Origin of the sequence: Alkaliphilus sp. B6464, from assembly GCF_018141165.1 — a bacterium.
Classification (GTDB): domain Bacteria; phylum Bacillota; class Clostridia; order Peptostreptococcales; family Natronincolaceae; genus Alkaliphilus_B.
Window position 1 is genome coordinate 3,204,912 of sequence record NZ_CP058557.1, and the last position, 18,902, is coordinate 3,223,813.

21 protein-coding genes and 1 riboswitch are annotated in these 18,902 nt (G+C 31.7%); all 21 genes read right to left on the bottom strand.

Translation table 11 applies throughout. From position 1 onward, the window contains the following. Nucleotides 1-135: 135 nt before the first annotated feature. On the bottom strand, nucleotides 136-1,464 hold the full coding sequence (locus tag HYG84_RS16365) for a sodium-dependent transporter (RefSeq protein ID WP_330655508.1): 1,329 nt from the start codon (nucleotides 1,462-1,464) through the stop codon (nucleotides 136-138). A gap of 391 nt (nucleotides 1,465-1,855) precedes the next feature. Beyond that, the gene (cobI, locus tag HYG84_RS16370; protein ID WP_212379103.1) at nucleotides 1,856-2,509 is read right to left on the bottom strand and encodes a precorrin-2 C(20)-methyltransferase; all 654 of its coding nucleotides are present in this window, start codon (nucleotides 2,507-2,509) and stop codon (nucleotides 1,856-1,858) included. A 46-nt stretch (nucleotides 2,510-2,555) separates the two neighbouring features. Further along, a complete protein-coding gene (gene cobK / locus HYG84_RS16375) occupies nucleotides 2,556-3,317 on the bottom strand; it encodes a precorrin-6A reductase (RefSeq protein WP_212379105.1) in 762 nt (253 codons plus the stop codon). After that, entirely contained in the window at nucleotides 3,314-4,036 is a 723-nt protein-coding gene (gene cobJ / locus HYG84_RS16380) for a precorrin-3B C(17)-methyltransferase (RefSeq protein ID WP_212379107.1), read from the bottom strand. Before cobJ ends, cobK begins: the two co-directional genes overlap by 4 nt. Continuing rightward, nucleotides 4,029-5,051: a cobalt-precorrin 5A hydrolase gene (gene cbiG, locus HYG84_RS16385; protein WP_212379109.1), complete on the bottom strand. Its 1,023-nt coding sequence runs from the start codon at nucleotides 5,049-5,051 to the stop codon at nucleotides 4,029-4,031. Before cbiG ends, cobJ begins: the two co-directional genes overlap by 8 nt. After that, entirely contained in the window at nucleotides 5,048-5,803 is a 756-nt protein-coding gene (cobM, locus tag HYG84_RS16390) for a precorrin-4 C(11)-methyltransferase (protein WP_212382350.1), read from the bottom strand. Before cobM ends, cbiG begins: the two co-directional genes overlap by 4 nt. After that, entirely contained in the window at nucleotides 5,803-6,351 is a 549-nt protein-coding gene (cbiT, locus tag HYG84_RS16395) for a precorrin-6Y C5,15-methyltransferase (decarboxylating) subunit CbiT (RefSeq protein WP_212379111.1), read from the bottom strand. Before cbiT ends, cobM begins: the two co-directional genes overlap by 1 nt. Continuing rightward, a complete protein-coding gene (gene cbiE, locus HYG84_RS16400) occupies nucleotides 6,338-6,892 on the bottom strand; it encodes a precorrin-6y C5,15-methyltransferase (decarboxylating) subunit CbiE (RefSeq protein WP_249168662.1) in 555 nt (184 codons plus the stop codon). The genes cbiT and cbiE overlap by 14 nt, the downstream gene beginning before the upstream one ends. 35 nt (nucleotides 6,893-6,927) lie before the next feature. Continuing rightward, on the bottom strand, nucleotides 6,928-8,004 hold the full coding sequence (gene cbiD / locus HYG84_RS16405) for a cobalt-precorrin-5B (C(1))-methyltransferase CbiD (RefSeq protein ID WP_212379113.1): 1,077 nt from the start codon (nucleotides 8,002-8,004) through the stop codon (nucleotides 6,928-6,930). Then, on the bottom strand, nucleotides 8,001-8,621 hold the full coding sequence (locus HYG84_RS16410; protein ID WP_330655510.1) for a precorrin-8X methylmutase: 621 nt from the start codon (nucleotides 8,619-8,621) through the stop codon (nucleotides 8,001-8,003). Before HYG84_RS16410 ends, cbiD begins: the two co-directional genes overlap by 4 nt. Nucleotides 8,622-8,680: 59 nt before the next feature. Further along, the gene (locus tag HYG84_RS16415; protein WP_212379116.1) at nucleotides 8,681-9,460 is read right to left on the bottom strand and encodes an ABC transporter ATP-binding protein; all 780 of its coding nucleotides are present in this window, start codon (nucleotides 9,458-9,460) and stop codon (nucleotides 8,681-8,683) included. Then, on the bottom strand, nucleotides 9,460-10,464 hold the full coding sequence (locus tag HYG84_RS16420) for a FecCD family ABC transporter permease (protein WP_249168663.1): 1,005 nt from the start codon (nucleotides 10,462-10,464) through the stop codon (nucleotides 9,460-9,462). Before HYG84_RS16420 ends, HYG84_RS16415 begins: the two co-directional genes overlap by 1 nt. Nucleotides 10,465-10,495: 31 nt before the next feature. After that, nucleotides 10,496-11,515 carry an ABC transporter substrate-binding protein gene (locus HYG84_RS16425; RefSeq protein WP_212379118.1) on the bottom strand — a complete coding sequence of 340 codons (1,020 nt, stop codon included), beginning with the start codon at nucleotides 11,513-11,515 and terminating at the stop codon, nucleotides 10,496-10,498. 138 nt (nucleotides 11,516-11,653) lie between these two features. Then, a riboswitch (cobalamin riboswitch) is annotated at nucleotides 11,654-11,830 on the bottom strand. A 105-nt stretch (nucleotides 11,831-11,935) separates the two neighbouring features. Then, nucleotides 11,936-12,847: a sensor histidine kinase gene (locus tag HYG84_RS16430; RefSeq protein WP_212379120.1), complete on the bottom strand. Its 912-nt coding sequence runs from the start codon at nucleotides 12,845-12,847 to the stop codon at nucleotides 11,936-11,938. Nucleotides 12,848-12,864: 17 nt separating this feature from the next. Beyond that, a complete protein-coding gene (locus HYG84_RS16435; protein WP_212379122.1) occupies nucleotides 12,865-13,617 on the bottom strand; it encodes an ABC transporter permease subunit in 753 nt (250 codons plus the stop codon). After that, nucleotides 13,610-14,533: an ATP-binding cassette domain-containing protein gene (locus HYG84_RS16440; protein WP_212379124.1), complete on the bottom strand. Its 924-nt coding sequence runs from the start codon at nucleotides 14,531-14,533 to the stop codon at nucleotides 13,610-13,612. Before HYG84_RS16440 ends, HYG84_RS16435 begins: the two co-directional genes overlap by 8 nt. Before the next feature lie 88 nt (nucleotides 14,534-14,621). Then, on the bottom strand, nucleotides 14,622-15,317 hold the full coding sequence (locus HYG84_RS16445; protein WP_212379126.1) for a response regulator transcription factor: 696 nt from the start codon (nucleotides 15,315-15,317) through the stop codon (nucleotides 14,622-14,624). Between the two features lie 345 nt (nucleotides 15,318-15,662). Continuing rightward, nucleotides 15,663-15,920: a ribosomal maturation YjgA family protein gene (locus HYG84_RS16450; RefSeq protein ID WP_330655511.1), complete on the bottom strand. Its 258-nt coding sequence runs from the start codon at nucleotides 15,918-15,920 to the stop codon at nucleotides 15,663-15,665. Between the two features lie 157 nt (nucleotides 15,921-16,077). Further along, nucleotides 16,078-17,190 (bottom strand): DUF3810 domain-containing protein, encoded by a 1,113-nt coding sequence (locus HYG84_RS16455; protein WP_249168664.1) that lies wholly within the window; start codon nucleotides 17,188-17,190, stop codon nucleotides 16,078-16,080. Nucleotides 17,191-17,223: 33 nt separating this feature from the next. Then, nucleotides 17,224-18,213 (bottom strand): D-cysteine desulfhydrase family protein, encoded by a 990-nt coding sequence (locus tag HYG84_RS16460; RefSeq protein ID WP_212379128.1) that lies wholly within the window; start codon nucleotides 18,211-18,213, stop codon nucleotides 17,224-17,226. 81 nt (nucleotides 18,214-18,294) lie between these two features. Next, nucleotides 18,295-18,699 carry a ribosomal maturation YjgA family protein gene (locus HYG84_RS16465; protein ID WP_212379130.1) on the bottom strand — a complete coding sequence of 135 codons (405 nt, stop codon included), beginning with the start codon at nucleotides 18,697-18,699 and terminating at the stop codon, nucleotides 18,295-18,297. Nucleotides 18,700-18,902: the final 203 nt, after the last annotated feature.

Consider the following 18,902-nt stretch of genomic DNA (forward strand, 5'->3'; position numbering starts at 1 on the left):
TATGTCTACAAAAGAATTGTAATACTTTTGTTAAACCTATACCAATAGATAATATCTATAACTATTTCACTAATCATAGAAAATAATTATAAGTAAAACACATCTATTAAATAACTAATCTAATGAACCTAGCTACTAACCTATTCCTCCATATACAGCTCCTAAAATAATAACAGCAGCTGATACCAGTACAAATACATATTTAGCTAGAGGCTCAAACCATTTACCTAATGGTTTTTTAGCACCAATATTTATTTCTTTCCTTGCATTCTCTATACCATATATCCAAAAGAAAACTATGGCTGCAATTACAGTTCCGAAAGGAGCTATATAAATAGTAACTAAATCAGAAAATTTTCCAAATAAATCCATATTTAATGCTAATGGAATAGCTATTATAAAAGATACTATTCCTATAAAAATTACGCTTTTTCTTCTATTAAAGTTAGTTTTGTACATAAAGGCTTCGGTGGTTGCTTCCATCATATTTATAGTAGAAGATATGGCGGCAAATATGATACTAACAAAAAATATAGCGCCAAATAAATGTCCACCTACCATAGACTTAAATATTGTTGGAACGGTTATAAATAGCAACGTTGGACCAGAAGCTGGATCTAAGCCAAAAGCAAAAGCTGCTGGAATTATAATAAATGCAGCTAATATTGCTGATAAACTATCATAGAATGCCGTGTTAATTGCGGATGATGGTATATCTAGATTTCTATCAATATAGCTACCATATACTACCATACCTGCTCCATTTAAAGATACAGTAAAGAATGCTTGTCCTAAAGCAATTACCCAAGTTGTAGGGTTTAGCAGGTAGGACCATTTAGGTATTAATAAGTATTTAATCCCTTCAGATGCTCCTGGTAGAGTTACTGATCTTACTAGTAAAATTATAAACACTATAAAGAGTGTTGGCATCATAATATTGTTAGCTTTTTCTATACCCTTGCTCACCCCAAATGTTAGTATAACAGTTGTTATAGTTACGGCTATCGCAAGCCAAATTATTGTTTGGCTACTTCCTAGAAAGCTATCTAAATAGGTCTCTACATCTATATTTCTAAAGTTACTAACAACACTCATTGAAAAATACTTTAAAACCCATCCAACTACCACATTGTAAAATAAGAAAATACCACATACTCCTAAGGTTGGTATTACCGATATAATAGATGATCCAGCAATTTTTTTATCATCTAGTATTTCCTTAATGCCCCCCATAGAACCCTTACCTTTAGATCTACCTAAGGCAAACTCACCCATAAGTCCTGTTGTTCCTAGTACAAACACGAATAAAAAATAAGGTATAAGAAAGGCTGCACCACCATATTTACCTAACCTCCAAGAAAACATCCAGATGTTTCCTAAACCTACTGCCGAGCCTATACATGACAGTATGAAGCTAAACTTACTTGAAAAACTTTCCCTTTCATTAATTTCATTTACTTTCATTTTACTACCTCCTCTTTCAGTTTTATCTATAAAAAACAGAAAACCACATAGACCTTCTTTCTACGTGGTTTAAAATTCATAATAAACAAAAAACCACGTAGTGCGTATCTACGTGGTTTTTTGCATTGCCAATATACCATCATAGACGCAAACCGTATTTTAAAATACTTTGCCGGTTTGCATCTATGAATTTTTTCATTTCAACAAACCTTATCTATAATAGTAATAATAATTTTTATTTAAATTTATTGTATTTAATATAGTAATCATAACAGGATTCCTCCTAACAAATGTTAGATCATATTTTATCATAAGTACTAAATGAATGCAACATATATTTTTTAGCCTAAAGCTAATAATTATTTTTTTGCTGCTGCATATAATCCTGGTATTACTTCTTCTTTCCTAAAATAAGAGAAATATAATCACTATCTTTTATTATTTCTTCTTTATCTGTTAATATCTTCTCATCATTCCAGGTACAGCGTTTAATATATTTATAATCAAAGTTTTTGTTTTTAAGAGTATCTAATACTTCCTCTTTATTTTTAAAAGTTTTCAAAATACAGATTGAATCCACACTATCTAGTAATTCCTCTTTAAAATCATCACATAATAAGAAACTATCACCTTTTACTGTGAGAGGTTGTTTTGTCCTAGCAGCAGCTGCTACAAAAGATGGTATACCTGATATTATCTCTACTTCCATATTTGTTTTTTCAAGTTCTTCCATTACGTATATAAAAGTGCTGTATATCATTGGATCTCCAATAGTTAAAAATGCTCCATATTCTCCTTGGGGTATCTCCTTATATATGATTTCCGCTGCCTTTATGTAGTCAATTCTTTCTACTTTTCCCATTGGAAAATCTATTAGCACCACTTTTTTATCACCTAAATACTCTTCAACCGTGTCTAATGCAATATTTTTACCTTTATTATTTGGAGCAAATATTATACTTGCTTCTTTTATTACTCTTACTGCCTTTAAAGTTAGGAGCTCTTTATCTCCTGGCCCAGTTCCTATCCCGTATAGTTTCTTCATTATTTCACTCCTTAACCTCTCTTTTGACAACTAATAGCTACTCTAGTTAGACTGAGGTTTTATTTATCATTATTTTTTTGTCCTCTTCTCTAATTCTTTTTTCTATTAAATCTATATCGTTAATTCCTTTTTCATATTCTCTTCCTATAATTATTGGTACAATACCTAGCTCTTCACATGCTTCTAGCTTCTCTATAGTGCCACCTTGTTTTCCGCTATCTTTCGTAACTACATAGTCTGCCTTGTATTCTTTAAACATAATTTTATTATATTCCTTCGAAAATGGCCCCAAGACTGCAACAATATCTTTTAATTGTATTCCGTGTTTCCTACACTCTTCTATGCTTTCTATTGCTGGAAGTATTCTATATATAAATCTGTTATTTCCTCGTACTTTTTCAAAGTCGCCAATATTTTTAGATCCTGTTGTAAAAAATATAGTGCCTGAAATATTAGATATATACTTATAGCATTCTTCATAACTATTAACATATATAGCTTTTGATTTCAAATCTATTTTATTTCTCACATACCGAGTATAATCTATATTTTTGTCCTTCGATATTTTTCTTGCATTTTCTGATACTATTTTTGCATAGGGATGTGATAGGTCTACTATCAGTGATATTTTGTTTTTTTCTACAAATTCCTTCATTTCATAGTAATCTATCCTACCTACTATGAGCTTTTCACAATTTACAAATTCCTTGCCACCGTCTGTTGCGATAGTTGCTATGTAGTTATCAAGATCCTTTATTCTATCTATAATCTCCCTAAACTCACTAGTTCCACCTATTATCCAAATCATATTATATTGTATCCCCTTGGAGTCACTATATGGCCATCTTTTAAATAGGTATTGCTATTGCCTATAATCAGTACACATAGCATGTCCACCTTGTCATAATCAATTTCATCTAGTGTGGTTATAGTTATTTCTCGTTCTCCGCGACCTGAGTTTTTTACTATTCCTACTGGTGTTTTTCCAGGCCTATGGCTACGTATTTTTTCTATGGCTTTTTCTAAATGATATTTTCTCCCCTTGGACTTTGGGTTATATATAGTAATTATAAAATCAGCTTCTGCCGCTTTTTCTATTCTATTTTCTATGACTTCCCAAGGAGTTAATAAATCACTTAAGCTAATAGAAGCATAATCATGCATTATAGGGGCACCTAGTTCAGCTGCTGCTGAGAACGCTGCTGTAACTCCCGGTACTATTTCAACTTCTATACCTTCTGCCAGCTCTAGTATAGGTCCGGCCATACCGTAAAGACCTGCATCTCCCGTACTTATTATAGCCGTGTTTTTTCCTTTCTTAACAATTTCGATAGCAGCTTTGCACCTTTCTATTTCTCCCTTCATTCCTGTAGAGAATAGTTCTTTACCTTCTACTAAATCACCTAAGTATTCGATATATGGAGTGTATCCCACTATTACATCGCATTTTTTAATTACTTCTACTGCTTTATAGGTCATGTGCTCTCTTCCGCCTGGTCCTATTCCGACTACATATAGTTTAGCCATTGCCCTTCTCCTTTGTAATTGATATGGTTATACCATTATATTTGCTTTTTTTAGATACCATTTCTCCACCTAATAAAAAGGCACATGGCTCAGAAACTGAATATACACCTATGGTATCCTTTACGAACTGTGACTTATCGAATTTGTTTTCAACACTTTTTATTTCTTCTATCGTAAAAATTTTTAATGGACTGTTGAAGTATTGCGCTGTATCTAAAATACCAGCCTCATTTTTTTTCACTTCGACGGTTCCAATATTTTTAATACTTTTTTCCGAAAATTTATTAGCATTTAAAGTCTCTTTTACAGCCTCTATTATTCTTTCTCCTTCTACGTCCTTTCTACATCCTATACCTATATTTATATTCTTTGGTCTAAGTATTGTGTATGGTATGTGTAGGTTATCTATTTTGCTTGATGTGACTATTATAACTCCGTCTATTTCAATATTTATATTTTCTAAATCCTCTACAATTAAAAGATCATTATAGTTTATTACACTATCCATTTCCGAATAAAATCCGATGCTCTTTCCATTTACCATCATGGCAGTTATATCTTTTATGGATTTCATGTCTTCCATGTAATAATAGTTTTTCTTTGCAAATATATCTATAGCTTCTATTCCTCTATTGTCCGAGGCTGTTGTTATAACTGGGGTTCCCAGTATTTTATAGGCTACCCACTGTGCTAATTCATTGGCGCCTCCTAAATGTCCTGATATTAGAGATATAGAAAACCTGCCTAAATCGTCAACCACAACTACTGCTGGGTCTAATGTTTTATCCTTTATATAAGGCGCAATCATCCTTACTGCTATTCCTGTGGCCGAAATAAAAATTAAACCATCATATTCTTCCCAAGCATTGCCCAGTAAATTTCTTAATCCACCTTCAATTTGAGAGTTAGTAAAATGTTGGACTATATATTTACTTTGTTCTTTATTACTAAGACAAACTATTTTATCTCCCAATGCTTTTCCTTCCTCGGTAAAAGACAAGCATGCTATTTTCATTTAGAAGCACTCCTATATTCATGAGAAAATGTTGGGTCATATAGCTTTGATCTTGAATAATCACCATTAATAAAATCTCCTACTAAAATTTGAGCCATTTTATTAATTCCCTCATTTTCTACTTTTTCTTCTATGTCCTTTAGAGTACCTAATATTATCTTTTCATCTTCCCAAGTAGCCTTATATATTACTGCAACGGGCACATCATCTCTTCCATATCCTTTTATCAGCTTTTCTACTACTCTATCCATTTCTTGAACAGATAAAAATATCGCCATAGATGCCTTGTGGGCAGCTAATTTTTCAAGATCCTCCTCCTCAGGAACAGGAGTCCTTCCTTCAATCCTAGTTAATATTATGGTTTGGCTCACATCAGGTAGTGTAAACTCTTTCCTTATAGAAGAGCAAGCAGCTGTAAAAGAGCTGACCCCTGGTACCACTTCGTAGGATATTCTCTTTTTATCCAACATATCCATTTGCTCTCTTATTGCTCCATAAATACTAGGGTCTCCAGTATGGAGCCTAACTACCTTAAGACTATTTTTAAGTGATGTTTCCATAGTTTCTATAACTTCTTCTAGTGTCATTGATGCACTATTATAAAACTTGCACCCTTCTTTGCAAAAGTTTAGATGCTCTTTTGACACTAAACTTCCTGCATATATGACAACATCTGCTTCCTCTAATAACCTTCTTCCCTTTACTGTTATTAGATCAACACTTCCCGGTCCAGCACCTATGAAGCTAACCATCATCTTTTCACTCCTTTTATTATAAATATTGGATTATTTCCCTTCATTAATCCTATTTTATCCATATAGGATGTTTGAATCAGCTGTGTTTCTATATCATCATATTTATACTTATTGAGTAGATCTATAAATTGATGTAAGTTTTTAAGTGTGATAAAGTTCCCACAAATAACTCCCTTAGATTCAAGGTTTTCATCTAAATAATAGAATATTTTTTCTAAATTGCCTCCACTACCCCCTATAAAGCATTTGTTAAATTTAACATTAGGTAGGTCTACTGGCGCTTTTCCCTCAATTACATTAATATTTACTTCAAATTTACTTTTGTTTTTATTTATTAATTCTATACCTTCTCTTTTCATTTCTATAGCCCAAACTTCTGCTCCATGTAGAGCAGCTTCTATGGATATAGACCCGGTGCCTGCCCCTATATCTAAAAGTCTATCTCCTTCTTCAATAGCTAAGTAGCCTATTGTGAAAACTCTTATATTAAACTTAGTCATAGGGATGTTTCCTCTGATAAACTCTTCATCTTTAATCCATTTCATTTTCAATTACCACCACCGATAGAGCAGAAATATCTTCTACTTCTTCTCCTATATTTATTTTTATAATTTTCTCATCATCATAGGATAAATTAAAACCAATATACATTGTACCTTTTACACCTAACATTTTTAAGTTCCTTGATATAACTAGAGGACTATTTTCCTTATCTGTTAGTATTATCGTTAAGTAGCTTTTTTTGACCTTTTCCAGTCCTTCATCCCTACCATGTAAGGATAGAAAGTTTGCTCCTTGCCAGCTTTTTTCTAGCTTTGCCATCATATATTGGAAGGAGGAAATGCCTGGAATCACCTTTTTTATTAGTACTCCCTTTTTTTTAAGAAAATCTACAATACCATAAAAATTAGGATCTCCCGAAGCTAGCAGTAGCAAATCATTATGAATATTTATATACTTAATTATGTCATCTACTCTATTTACTTGTATAAAATCATACCTTATACTTTTTAAAGAACTTGAAACCCTACCAAAAGCCAAAACATATTTTGCTTTTTCAATTGCTTCCTTTGCTTCTACAGTCAAGTACTTTGGATTTCCAGGCCCAACTCCTGCTATAGTTATCCCATATCAACACCTCTTTCCATGGAATAAATAATTACCTTTACCGGATAGTTTTCATCCTTTAAATATTTTCTTATTTTTTCCTCTGCCCCATGTTCCATACTTTTTACAATTTCGCCATAGCCTGCTTCAATACAAATATTTAGTCCTTCTTCTGCCGTAATTGCATTGTTTACTTTATCTAATAGTTCTCTAGGAGCTCCATTAAGAGCTAAGTAATATATAAGGGCCTCCATCCTGCCATCACAGACCTTACTATGGGTGTTAAATACACCTATCGATAGCTTTGAGAATTTTCCAACATGTCCTACTAAAGTTATAGATTTAAACCCTTTATTGTAAATATATAAAATGCTATCTCCTATATAGTTGGATATCTTAACTCTACCCTCTGATAATCCTAGTGAATCTGATATCTTCTCACCGTAATTACCTGGAACTAATACAATATTATCTGTTCCATAGGTCTCCTTTATCATATCTACTTCCATATATATAGTTTTAATTAGTGCGTCCTCTGACATAGGATAGACTATTCCCTTTGTTCCAATTATTGATATACCACCTTCAATTCCAATGTTCTCATTGAAAGTTTTTTTACCGATTTCCTCTCCCCTTGGCGCGTATATACTTATATCGTACCCTCTGCTCGAAACCTCACTAACCTCTTTTTCTATCATTTTCATAGGTACAGGGTTGATGGCTGCTTGTCCTACTTTTCCAAATAAACCTTTTCTTCTAATTCTGCCTACGCCTTTTCCACCATCTATAATAATTTTATTATCTTCCCTTTTTCTAACTTTAGCAAATATTTCCATTCCATCTGTAACATCTGGATCATCTCCCCCATCTTTTACAATAGAGCACGATGCTACTTCTTTTTCAATTTTTTGATTATTTATCTCAAGTTTTAATCTAACTCCTGCTGGAGTATCAATCTCTACATAGCTTATTTTTTGCCCTGTCTCTAGCATCATAGCTGCTGCTTTAGCAGCTCCAGCAGCACAAGACCCAGTGGTATAGCCACATCTCAACCTTTTCCCCTCTTTTATAACATACATCTCCAATGTCATCTACCAACCACCATGTATAATAGAGCATTCATTATAGATGCCGCTACATTGCTACCTCCCTTAGTACCTACTGTCGTTATAGAAGATATTTGAAACTCTCTCAAATATTCCTTTGACTCTTGAGCTCCTACAAAACCTACAGGCACTCCTACTATAAATCTAGGATTTACTTTACCTTCCTTAACTAATTCTAGAAGTCTAAATAAGGCGGTGGGAGCATTGCCAAATACAAACATATCTATACCTTCTGCCACAGCTAAATCTACTGCACAGGCCGATCTTGTAGTACCTAATTCCCTTGATAAAGGTAGTACCCTTTCATCATCTATAAAACATTTTAATTTACAATCTGTCTTTGATAGGGCAGCTTTGTTTATTCCCATAGATGCCATTTTAGTGTCTGTGAATATTGTACCTCCAGTTTTTATACTATCCTTAGCTTCTTTTATGAAATCATTTTTAAATACTATAATTTTTCTATATTCGAAATCTCCAGTAGCATGAATCATTCTTTTGGCAACTATGCCTTCTTCTTCAGTAAAGTGTGTATCTCCCATTACTTCCTCAATTATATCCATGCTTTTGTCTTCGATTTCCATAGGATTCTTTATGTACAAATTTATTCCCCCTCTTATATTTTATTATATTTGGTTGTTCATATTTCTATTTCACTATGCTAAAGAACCTTATATGGAATAAAATATGGGCAGTTATTTATTTCATCCTCGTATACGTGAGATTCTATTCTAAAAACATCTTTTAATAAATTTGACTTTATTATATTGCTAGGACTACCCCATTGGCATATTTGCCCTTCGTTTAGGACAAAAATATTATCAGAATATCTAGCAGCTTGATTTAAATCGTGTAGAACCATAACTACTGTTAATTGTAGAGACTTATTTAATTCTTTTATTAATTCAAGTACTTCAAGTTGATATGAAATATCTAAATATGTTGTTGGTTCATCAAGAAGTAATATCTTAGGTTTTTGAGCCAATGCCATAGAAATCCATGCTCTTTGGCGTTCTCCTCCTGATAATGTAGCCACATGTCTCCCCTTTAAATTAGATAACCCAGTTTTTTCCATGGCCCAATTTATTATATTTTTATCCTCCGCCTTTAATCTTTGTCCAAAATTTAGATGAGGGTATCTACCATAAGAAACCAGATTTTCCACTGTAATGTCAGCAGATATGCTTTTAACTTGTGGAAGTATAGCCATATTTCTTGCTATTTTTTTAGTTGGCATATTATAAATATTCTCATCATCTAGGTGAATTGTTCCTTCAGTTATTTTTAAACATCTAGATAATGCTTTTATTAATGTGGATTTTCCTGAACCATTTGGTCCAATAATAGTGACTACTTCTCCATCGGCTACATGAAAATTAATATTTTTCAACACTTCTTTATCACCGTATTTAACTTTAAGATTCAATGCTTCTATTCCCATTATTTTAAACCCTCCTTTTTTCTTAGTAGATAAAGAAAAAATGGTGCTCCTAGGGCAGACATTATTATTCCTACTGGTATTTCAATAGGGGCAAAGAGGATTCTAGACAATGTATCGCAGATCATCACTATAGATGCACCGAAAAATATTGTCCCGGGAAATAAATACTTATAATCGGAACCTATGAATAATCTCGTCATGTGGGGCACTATAAGTCCTACAAAGCCTAATAGACCTACCACACTTACAGCACTACCTGCTAATAATGAGGATATTATTATAAATAAAAACCTTGTTTTTTCCACGCTTACACCTAAACCTGTGGCAACTTCATCACCTAGCATTAATATGTTTAGCTTATCAGGTAATAATAGTAGGAAAAACATACCGACTATAGCATATGGCAAAATAAGATTTACATCCCTCCAAGTTATTGCAGATAAACCTCCCACCATAAATCCTAATACTCCATGTACTCTGTCTGGAAAAAACGTCATAAGTCCGTTTATTCCTGCACTTAGTAATGAAGATACTGCAACTCCAGCTAAAACCAGTCTTGTCGGCAATACTCCCTCTCTCCAAGCCAAACTGTATATAAAAAGAGTAGCTAAAAGTGCTCCTAAAAAAGCACCTATAGGAACTAAGTAATAATATTGCGGAAAGATTATTAATATTATAAGTGCCATCAGTCCTCCACCCGACGACACCCCTATAATATTAGGACTTGCTAGAGGATTTCTCATTATACCTTGAAGAACAGCCCCAGCTAAAGATAAGCAGATGCCTACTAATGCACCTACTATTGTACGTGGAAGTCTTACATTCCATATTATTTGATAGTTAACTGTATCTTTTTGATAAAAGATAGCTTTAATTATTTCTACCGGAGCTATTTTTACAGCTCCATTACCAACGCTTATGAAAAAACTTGCAATAAATAATAATATGAAGATTATTAGTACTATAATTTTACGAGGTTTTTCTTCTTCCATACCTACTGACATAAAATTTCTCCCATATAATTAATAGTTTCTCTTATTCAAATAAATCTGTATAAAGATGTTTTGCTAACCCTTCATAAGCCTCTGCATATCTATGATTTGCTTTATACATATAAAGATCCTTTGGTAAGAGAATATATCTACCTTCTTTTACTGCCTTTAAGGAAGCCCATGCTGGATTTGACTCTACATCCTTTTTAATTCTATCCAATACCGCTTCCATATCACTTCCTGTTGTTTGAACAAATATAAAATCTGGGTCTTCTTCTATTATTTTTTCTAAGCTAAAGTTTTTATCATCTAAAGTATTATTGGATGTATCTGCAATATTAGCTGTATGAAGATCTTTTAACATTTCACCTAAATAAGCATCTGACCCTCTAGCTGTTATACTTTTTGCACTGGCCATCATTATTAATACTTTATAACTCTTATCCTTTGGTGATTTTTCTATTATCTTCTCTATATTCTCTTTAACTTGCAAAGCATTTGCTTGGTAAAGATCTTCTCTTTCATTTAATGCAGTAAATAACCTTACAAGTTTAAAGTAATCATCCTTTACAAAAAAGTCTAAGGCAACAACTCCAATTCCATTATCCTCTAATATAGGAACTATCTCCATCTGAATTTTTGAGTTGCCGTTTAAAATTACTAAATCTGGCTTTAATGATAATACCTTCTCAAGGCTTATTGCTCCTAAAGTTCCTACTATCTCGGCATTTTCTGTTCCTTCTACTATCTTATCCTCTGATTCTTCTATTCTACCAACTATAGTACCTCCACTTTTAGCCCAGATTTCTAAATATGAATTAAAAAGAACTACTACTCTTTCTGGATGCTTATTTAGTGTGACTTGCTGATTTCTACTATCAGTAAAGGTAACACTGTCTTCACCTATCTGTACTCCATACTCCTCTAACATATTTTTTTCTAGTTCATTTACTACTTCCTTATCATTGTTAGGTTCTGCATTATTTGCTTGGTTTGAACATCCTGCTATTGTAGATATTGATAATGCTAACAGTAATGCTAGTGCTGCTACTCTTTTCTTCATTTTTCATCCTCCTGTTTGTAGTTTTTTCCCTGGTGGAGGGTAATAAAAAATCCCTAACCGTATAAGTTAGGGATTTATCATGCACATAAAAAGATTAAATACAAAAAAATAAAAGTCTCCCCTTCCCACCGAAGGTTACTTAATATAAACTATTAGGCAGGTCTCCTGACTTGTGGATCATCCTACTCTCAACGCCTTCCCAGATATAATCCAGTGGATAAGTTGATTTCGTACTCACTTACAGTAGCGGGGGCTGTATTGGTTTTTCACCAATTTCCCTATTAATCTTACAGAACCTAATGTTTCCTATTTAGTTTTCATCTACTATGTTAGCACACAATGGAATTTTATTCAATAAAGTTTCTTTGATAATGTACCAAGATTACAATAGAATACATTCTATAGGTGTTATGATGTTCCCTAGGAAGAATGTGTTGTTTTCCATTTTATTATTATACTAAGCTTGCAATCAGCTAGTTCTGCTGAAATTTCATGTCCCATTTGTTCGACTAATTCTTTTGTTATAGATAATCCAAGTCCTGTGCTTTTGTCACTCCTTGTGAGGTCAGCTGTAAAAAAACGTTCAAATAGATGGGCTATATCTCTCTCACTTAAATTATGTGCAACATTTGTAAATGTTGTTATAATATAACCGTCATACTCTTTTAACGATATATATATACACTCATTTCCATACTTTAAAGCATTCTGTATTAGGTTTGAGAAAACTCTTTTTACTGCATTTTCATCAGCAATAATTAATGATACTTTTTCATCTATATCGATAATAGGCTCTATCTCTTTAGTTAAAAAATCCTTATAGAATGATGCTATTAAATCACACATTATATTATTTATATTTACTGATTTAAGCTCAAACTTATATTCCTTACCTTCCAGTCTTGATAAATCATAAAAGCTAGATATTAAACTTTGTAATGACTCAGCTCTTCTTTTAACTATATCTGCATATTCTTTCTTTTCATGACAAGGTAAGCCATCATCCTCCATAAGCTGTATATAACCCATTATTGATGTAAGTGGTGTCCTCAGATCATGTGATATATTTGCAATAGCCTGTCTAAGTTCTAAATCCATCCTCTTATGTTCAATTTCTGATTTTTGTTTTTCTTCTAAGGTTTTATTTATTTCTGAAGCCAAATTTTCCATCTCTTTATTAGAAAAAGTAAGTAATATTTTTGAATTAGTATTAGTCTTATTGATTCTACTTAGTTGATTAGTTATATTCTTAACTTCGTTATGTGATAAAATACAAAGAGTGACAAATATGCCACATATAATTATAAGAAAAATAATAGTTAATAGTTGCATAAATATCACCCTCCATTTTACTTAATCTCTTTTTTGTTAAAGTATAACATACCTAAAATTGTAAACACTACTGTAAATCCGATACCTACTAAAGCCGCAAAACCTAAAGTATTGCTCGCTACAGTATCAGCTTTTATATTGGATAAGTTTGTTGTAATAAGAAACTTATTAATATTCATAAGTTTTGGAGACACAATTAATGAAAGTAGACTAATAATATTACCAGTCATAGAGAATACTCCGAAGTAAACAAAGCTAGACATTGTATTGTTTTTAAATATAATTCCTAGAAAAGTGCCTACAGATATTCCTCCAATCCATAGTGGGAGTGCTACCAGTAATCTTAATGAAAAATCTTTAACTATATCTATTGAAAAGTCCCTACCAAGCCCAAACAGCATTGCTCCACTTCCTAAAAATACAGTTAGTATAATAAATGCCGCTATAGTAGATAGAACAACTGTAGCAATTATCTTTGATAAAACAATTCTGTTTCTAGGTATACCAAATGATACAGCATTCTTCAAAGTCAAATTTTTATTTTCTTCACTTGTAACAATGTCAATCATCATTAAAACTAGAAATAGTGGTAAATTAATTGATTGAATACCCATATACATTAATTCTGAAAGATCCATATTAGCATTAACACTTGTGGCCTTCATCAATATATTAAGTGATAATCCTAAACCGGATATTATAATTACAAAGCTCCAATAATATAGTCTGTTAAAATTTCTATACAGCTCAGCTTTAATATAATTAAGCATTATAATTACCTCCAATCAAATCAATAAAGTAATTTTCTAAATTGATACCAGTTTGATTTATGGAGGATACCATAACTTCATTAAGGACAAGAGCCCGAGTTACTTTTTCAGGAGTATCTACATAATCATATAATCTAATTTCATTATTATTTAATACCTCATATTTTTTAGTTTCTAGTTGTTTTTCTATTATAACCGTAGCTTTTTCTGCATTGTCTACTTTAATCGCTAAATGACGCTTACATTTTCCTGCTAATTCCTTAGACGATATTTGTTCTAAAAGATAACCATTGTGAATAAACCCATAGTTAGTTGCAAGCTGAGAAAGTTCACCTAATATATGGCTTGATATAATTATTGTAATGTTTTTTTCCTTATTAAGTTTTAGTAGAAGCTCTCTAAATTCTACAATTCCAGTAGGATCCAACCCATTTATAGGCTCATCTAGTATAAGTAAATCTGGACTTCCAATTATAGCGAAGGCTAAACCTAAACGTTGCTTCATACCAAGGGAAAAGTCTTTAAATTTTTTCTTCCCTGTATCCTCAAGGCCAACCATTTTAAGAGTATCCTCTACACATTTTTTGTCTACAATACCTTTTTGTATCCTATAATATTCAAGGTTTTTAGTTGCAGATAAGTATGGAAAAAAGCTTGGGGTTTCAATTATACATCCTGTTCTCATTCTTGATTTGCTTAGTCCATCATTTGATGTTTCACTAAATAACTCTATATCTCCACCAGATGGCATTGTAAGTCCACTTATCATTCTAAGTAGAGTTGTTTTTCCGGCTCCATTTTTACCAACAAGCCCATAAATATCTCCTTGCTTTATATCTATATTAACATTATTTACAGCAAGATGATTTTTGTATCTTTTAGTTATATCTTTTGTTTTAAGTACTGTTTCTGTCACTTAAGTCAACCTCCTTTTTCTTGTATGACTATATATTAAAATACAATTTACAAGACGGCATAAAGAAAAACTTAAGAAAGACTTAAGTTTATTCACTCATTTTAAATCCGATTCCCCATACTGTATGAATATACTCTGTATTTGGATCAGCTTTAGCCAGTTTTGATCGAAGATTACTTATGTGAACATTTACTGTATTATCATCACCTAAAAATTCATCCTTCCATACAGCTTCAAATAAATTAGCTTTTGTAAAAACTTTATTTGGGTAGGACATTAAAAGTTCCAATATAGCAAACTCCCTTGCTGTAACAGAAATTAGTTTACCCTTAATGGTAACCTCTACTGTTTCACTATTTAATATTAAATCTTTATGTGATAATATATTTTGTTTTTCGTTTGTATTAGAAAACACCATATACCTTCTTAGTTGAGCTTCTACCCTTGCTAAAACCTCATTAATATCAAAGGGCTTTATAACGAAATCATCTGCGCCAAGTTTTAATACTTCTATCTTTATATCCTGTGCTAATTTTGCAGAAATAACTATAATAGGCATATTCTTTATTTTTCTTACATGAGAAATGATCTCCTCTCCTGCTATTCCTGGCAGCATTAAATCTAGTAAAACAAGTTGAAAATCATAATATTCAAGGCACATTTTAGCTTCAGAGCCTGAATAAGCTGCTCTTACATTATACCCCTGCTTACTCAACATTTTGCATAATAGATTATTTATATCTATATCATCTTCTACTACTAATATGTTTATATCATCCCTCATTCTATATACCTCTCTTTGTTCCTATAATTTATTTGCTTTTACATATTTAGTATAGTTTATTACATATTTGCTTTCAATGTTAAATATAAAGGAGACAATTTTTTGTCTCCTTTATATTTAATCTTTATTTAACTTATCTACTTCCTCCTCTCTACTTAATATTTAATTTTAAAAAACAAATAAAAAACCCCCATTCCTAAGAAAATCTTAGGAACGAGAGTTATCTTCGCGTTACCATTCTAATTTACTTGCACTTCGCAGTACAAGTCTCTTTAAGTACGTCATATATTATGATTATACTCTATATTATGTGAATTATAAATATATTATATACCCATTTTAAACTTATACCATAATAATTTGTTTTTCTATTAAAACGCCTATTGCTATCCCAACAGTATATGCTAGTAAGTCACTCCACAAAAATCTGTACCCTAAAATTGACCTGCCAATTGTTGTGTTTCTTATTGTATTTATCCATTGTGATTGATATAACTGACTAACCTCAATTGAGAAGGAAAATAAAAGAGATATAATAGTAATCCAAAAAGTATTTCTTCTATTAAACAAAAATCCAAATATAAAAAAATCATAAGCGCCCATAGAGTATCTCCTAAATAAAGATTAACCGAATTTGGAAGATAATCTGATAAATATCTTGAACCTAAACCCAAAATAATAACTACTAAAGCTAATATGAAGTAAGTAAATCTATTTCTTTCTTTTAGCATTAATTTTTAAATTCCTTTCAAAATCTTTTCTATATTTCGCCGTGTTTTATAAAATGAGCTAAAAGCAAATCTACCATTCTTCCATAACTTTTCGTTCCCTCTTTTTCACCATTTATTTTAAGATAAGTATCATTTACTCTATTAGCTGTTTCATTCACTTTGCCTTTATATCCTTTCCAAAATTCAGTATAACTTCTGATATCTCTTTTTAGTTCGTCTGAATAAGTTGTACTTAAATTTGCTGCTAGTTCAGCATCTTCTACTGAAAGAGCATTCATGGAATGAATTAAAGCTAATATGGTTCCTGAGTATTGAAAATCTATGTCTGGATGAGCAGATGCCGTTAGATATGCAATATAATTCGCTTCATCCTCACTGGCAAATCCTCTTTGATGAGCCATTTCGTGAAGTACGGTAGCTGGTAGTAGTAAATTAGAAGTAGCCGTATTAACATTGGCCTCTGCTGTAAAAGGAAAATACATTCCTGTAATTCCTGTATAAAGCATTGGCTTAGAAAGAATTATTGGTTTAGGTCCTCCGTAATTACCAGAAAGTACTTTTACTGTTTTCCCAAGGGTTTCATAACCTAGAAATGCTCTAGAAAAAATATCTTTGTAACCTCCTGCTAAATGCATAACTCCATCTGAATTTTCAGGTACATCTATTCTCAATATATTTGCCTTCTCAATTAAAGCTTCATTTAATTTATAGAGCTCTTCCTTCGAATAGGATTCTGTTTGTAAATCTAGTATTGCGCCTATAGGCATTCGACTATAATTGAAACCCCACATTAACATAAAAATTACATACACAACACAAATATAAGACAAAACCTTATAGAAAAATTGAAGAAACCCACCTTTTAATAGCTTATATATAAAAAGTACAACTATTACTGGAATCATAATTAGATGTCCAACATATAAGATCTCAGCTAAAGAAAATGGAAGTATACCTGTAATTTGGCTAACACCTTGGATTATCCACTTATTAATGGTACCCGAGTAATACCTTTCTAATATTTCCTGATGATTTCCCATAAATTTATTAATTGAAAAACATAATAGAATCATTATTAGTACCAAAAGTAGATTAGATTTCCTTTTAGACTTGAATTTATCAATGATTAACAAGCTATTCATTTAAAATTTTCCTCTTTTCTATAATTTACAAGTCTAACTAAAAAATAAATCCTTTTTAGAAAATAACCCAAATAAACCACCAGTATGGATAAATAAAATATTCTTGTACTTATTAAAATTTCCTTTTTTTATTTCATTAACCAATCCATACATGGCTTTACCTGTATATACAGGGTCTAAAATAACTCCTTCAAGCTTAGCAAGATAATGTATAAATTCAAGTTCTTCAGATCTACTTATGGCGTATCCTTCGCCTACATATCCATCTATTATTTGAATCTCTTCCTTTGAAAAATCTATAGTCTTATCAATATAACTAAAACTATCTTGAAGAATTTCATAAATTCTACTTTGAAAATAGGATGCACTATCGCAAACATTGATTCCAAAAATCTTAGTTCCATGTCCTAGTAATTTATTCGCCAAAAACATTCCTCCATAAGTGCCTCCAGAGCCGACAGCAAGAGCAATGGCATCAAATTCAATTCCCATTTTCTTTTCCTGCTCTAATATTTCTTCCATCCCAGTATAGTACCCAAATGTGCCTATCCCATTAGATGCCCCTTCAGGAATTATGTATGGCCTATATCCTTGCTTAATGAGATTAGCTTTAATGCCTTCCATAATATCCATTCTTCTTTCTCTATAATCTTCAGGACTTATAAGCTTAATATCTGCTCCCAAAAGCTTATTAAGAAAGTAATTCCCCTCTAGAGAATCATTTCCACTGCTTCTAAGTACTACACAGGAAGCAAGTCCTAGTCTTGCAGCGGCTGCAACTGTTGCTCTCGCATGATTAGATTGTATTCCACCACAGGTAATTAAATAATTACAGTTTTGATCTAATGCTTCCTGTATAACATATTCTAGTTTTCGAATCTTGTTTCCTGAAACTTCAGATCCTGTCTGGTCATCTCTTTTTATAAATATTTGAGGTCCACCTAATTCTTTTGACAATCGATCCAGTCTTTCTATTCTAGTAGGTAAGTTTGCAAGATGAATTCTATTTGGTAACTTTATCATTTTTTATCCCCTTTCTTATAACAAATAATTATATCCATTAGTAATGTATCCTAGATTTATATTATTTTCTAGTTTATTTTTCTATTCTTTAATTATTATAAACTTAAAAATAATGTGTTTTTCTAGTAAAATACCTATTACTATTCCAACGATATATGCTAATAAGTCGCTCCACAAAAAACCATAACCTAAAACTAATCCACCAATTGTTGTGTTCCTTATTGTATTTATCCACTGCGCTTGATATAGCTGACTAATTTCAATTAAGAAGGAAAACAAAAGAGATACCGTGGCAATACAAAAAGTATTTTTTCGCTTAAACAAAAATCCAAATATAAAAAAAATCATAAGTGCCCATAAAGTATCACCTAAATAAAGATGAACCCACTTTGGCAGAAAATCAGAAAAATGTCTTGATCCTAAACCTAAAATAATAACTAATAAAATAAATATGGAGTAAATGATTCTATTTCTTGCTTTTGCCATCAATTTCTAAATTCCTTTCGAAAGATAAAATATATTTTTCTTTTTAAAATGTATTTTGACATATTTTCAAAAAATCCTCTATTTTTCAAAATACACCAACCATATTCTAAAACCAATACAGTTGGTGTATCTTCATTTACTAGAGATTAAAAATAGTGGATCAATTTTACTACCCTCATTAAATTTACAAAAATAAATCTAAT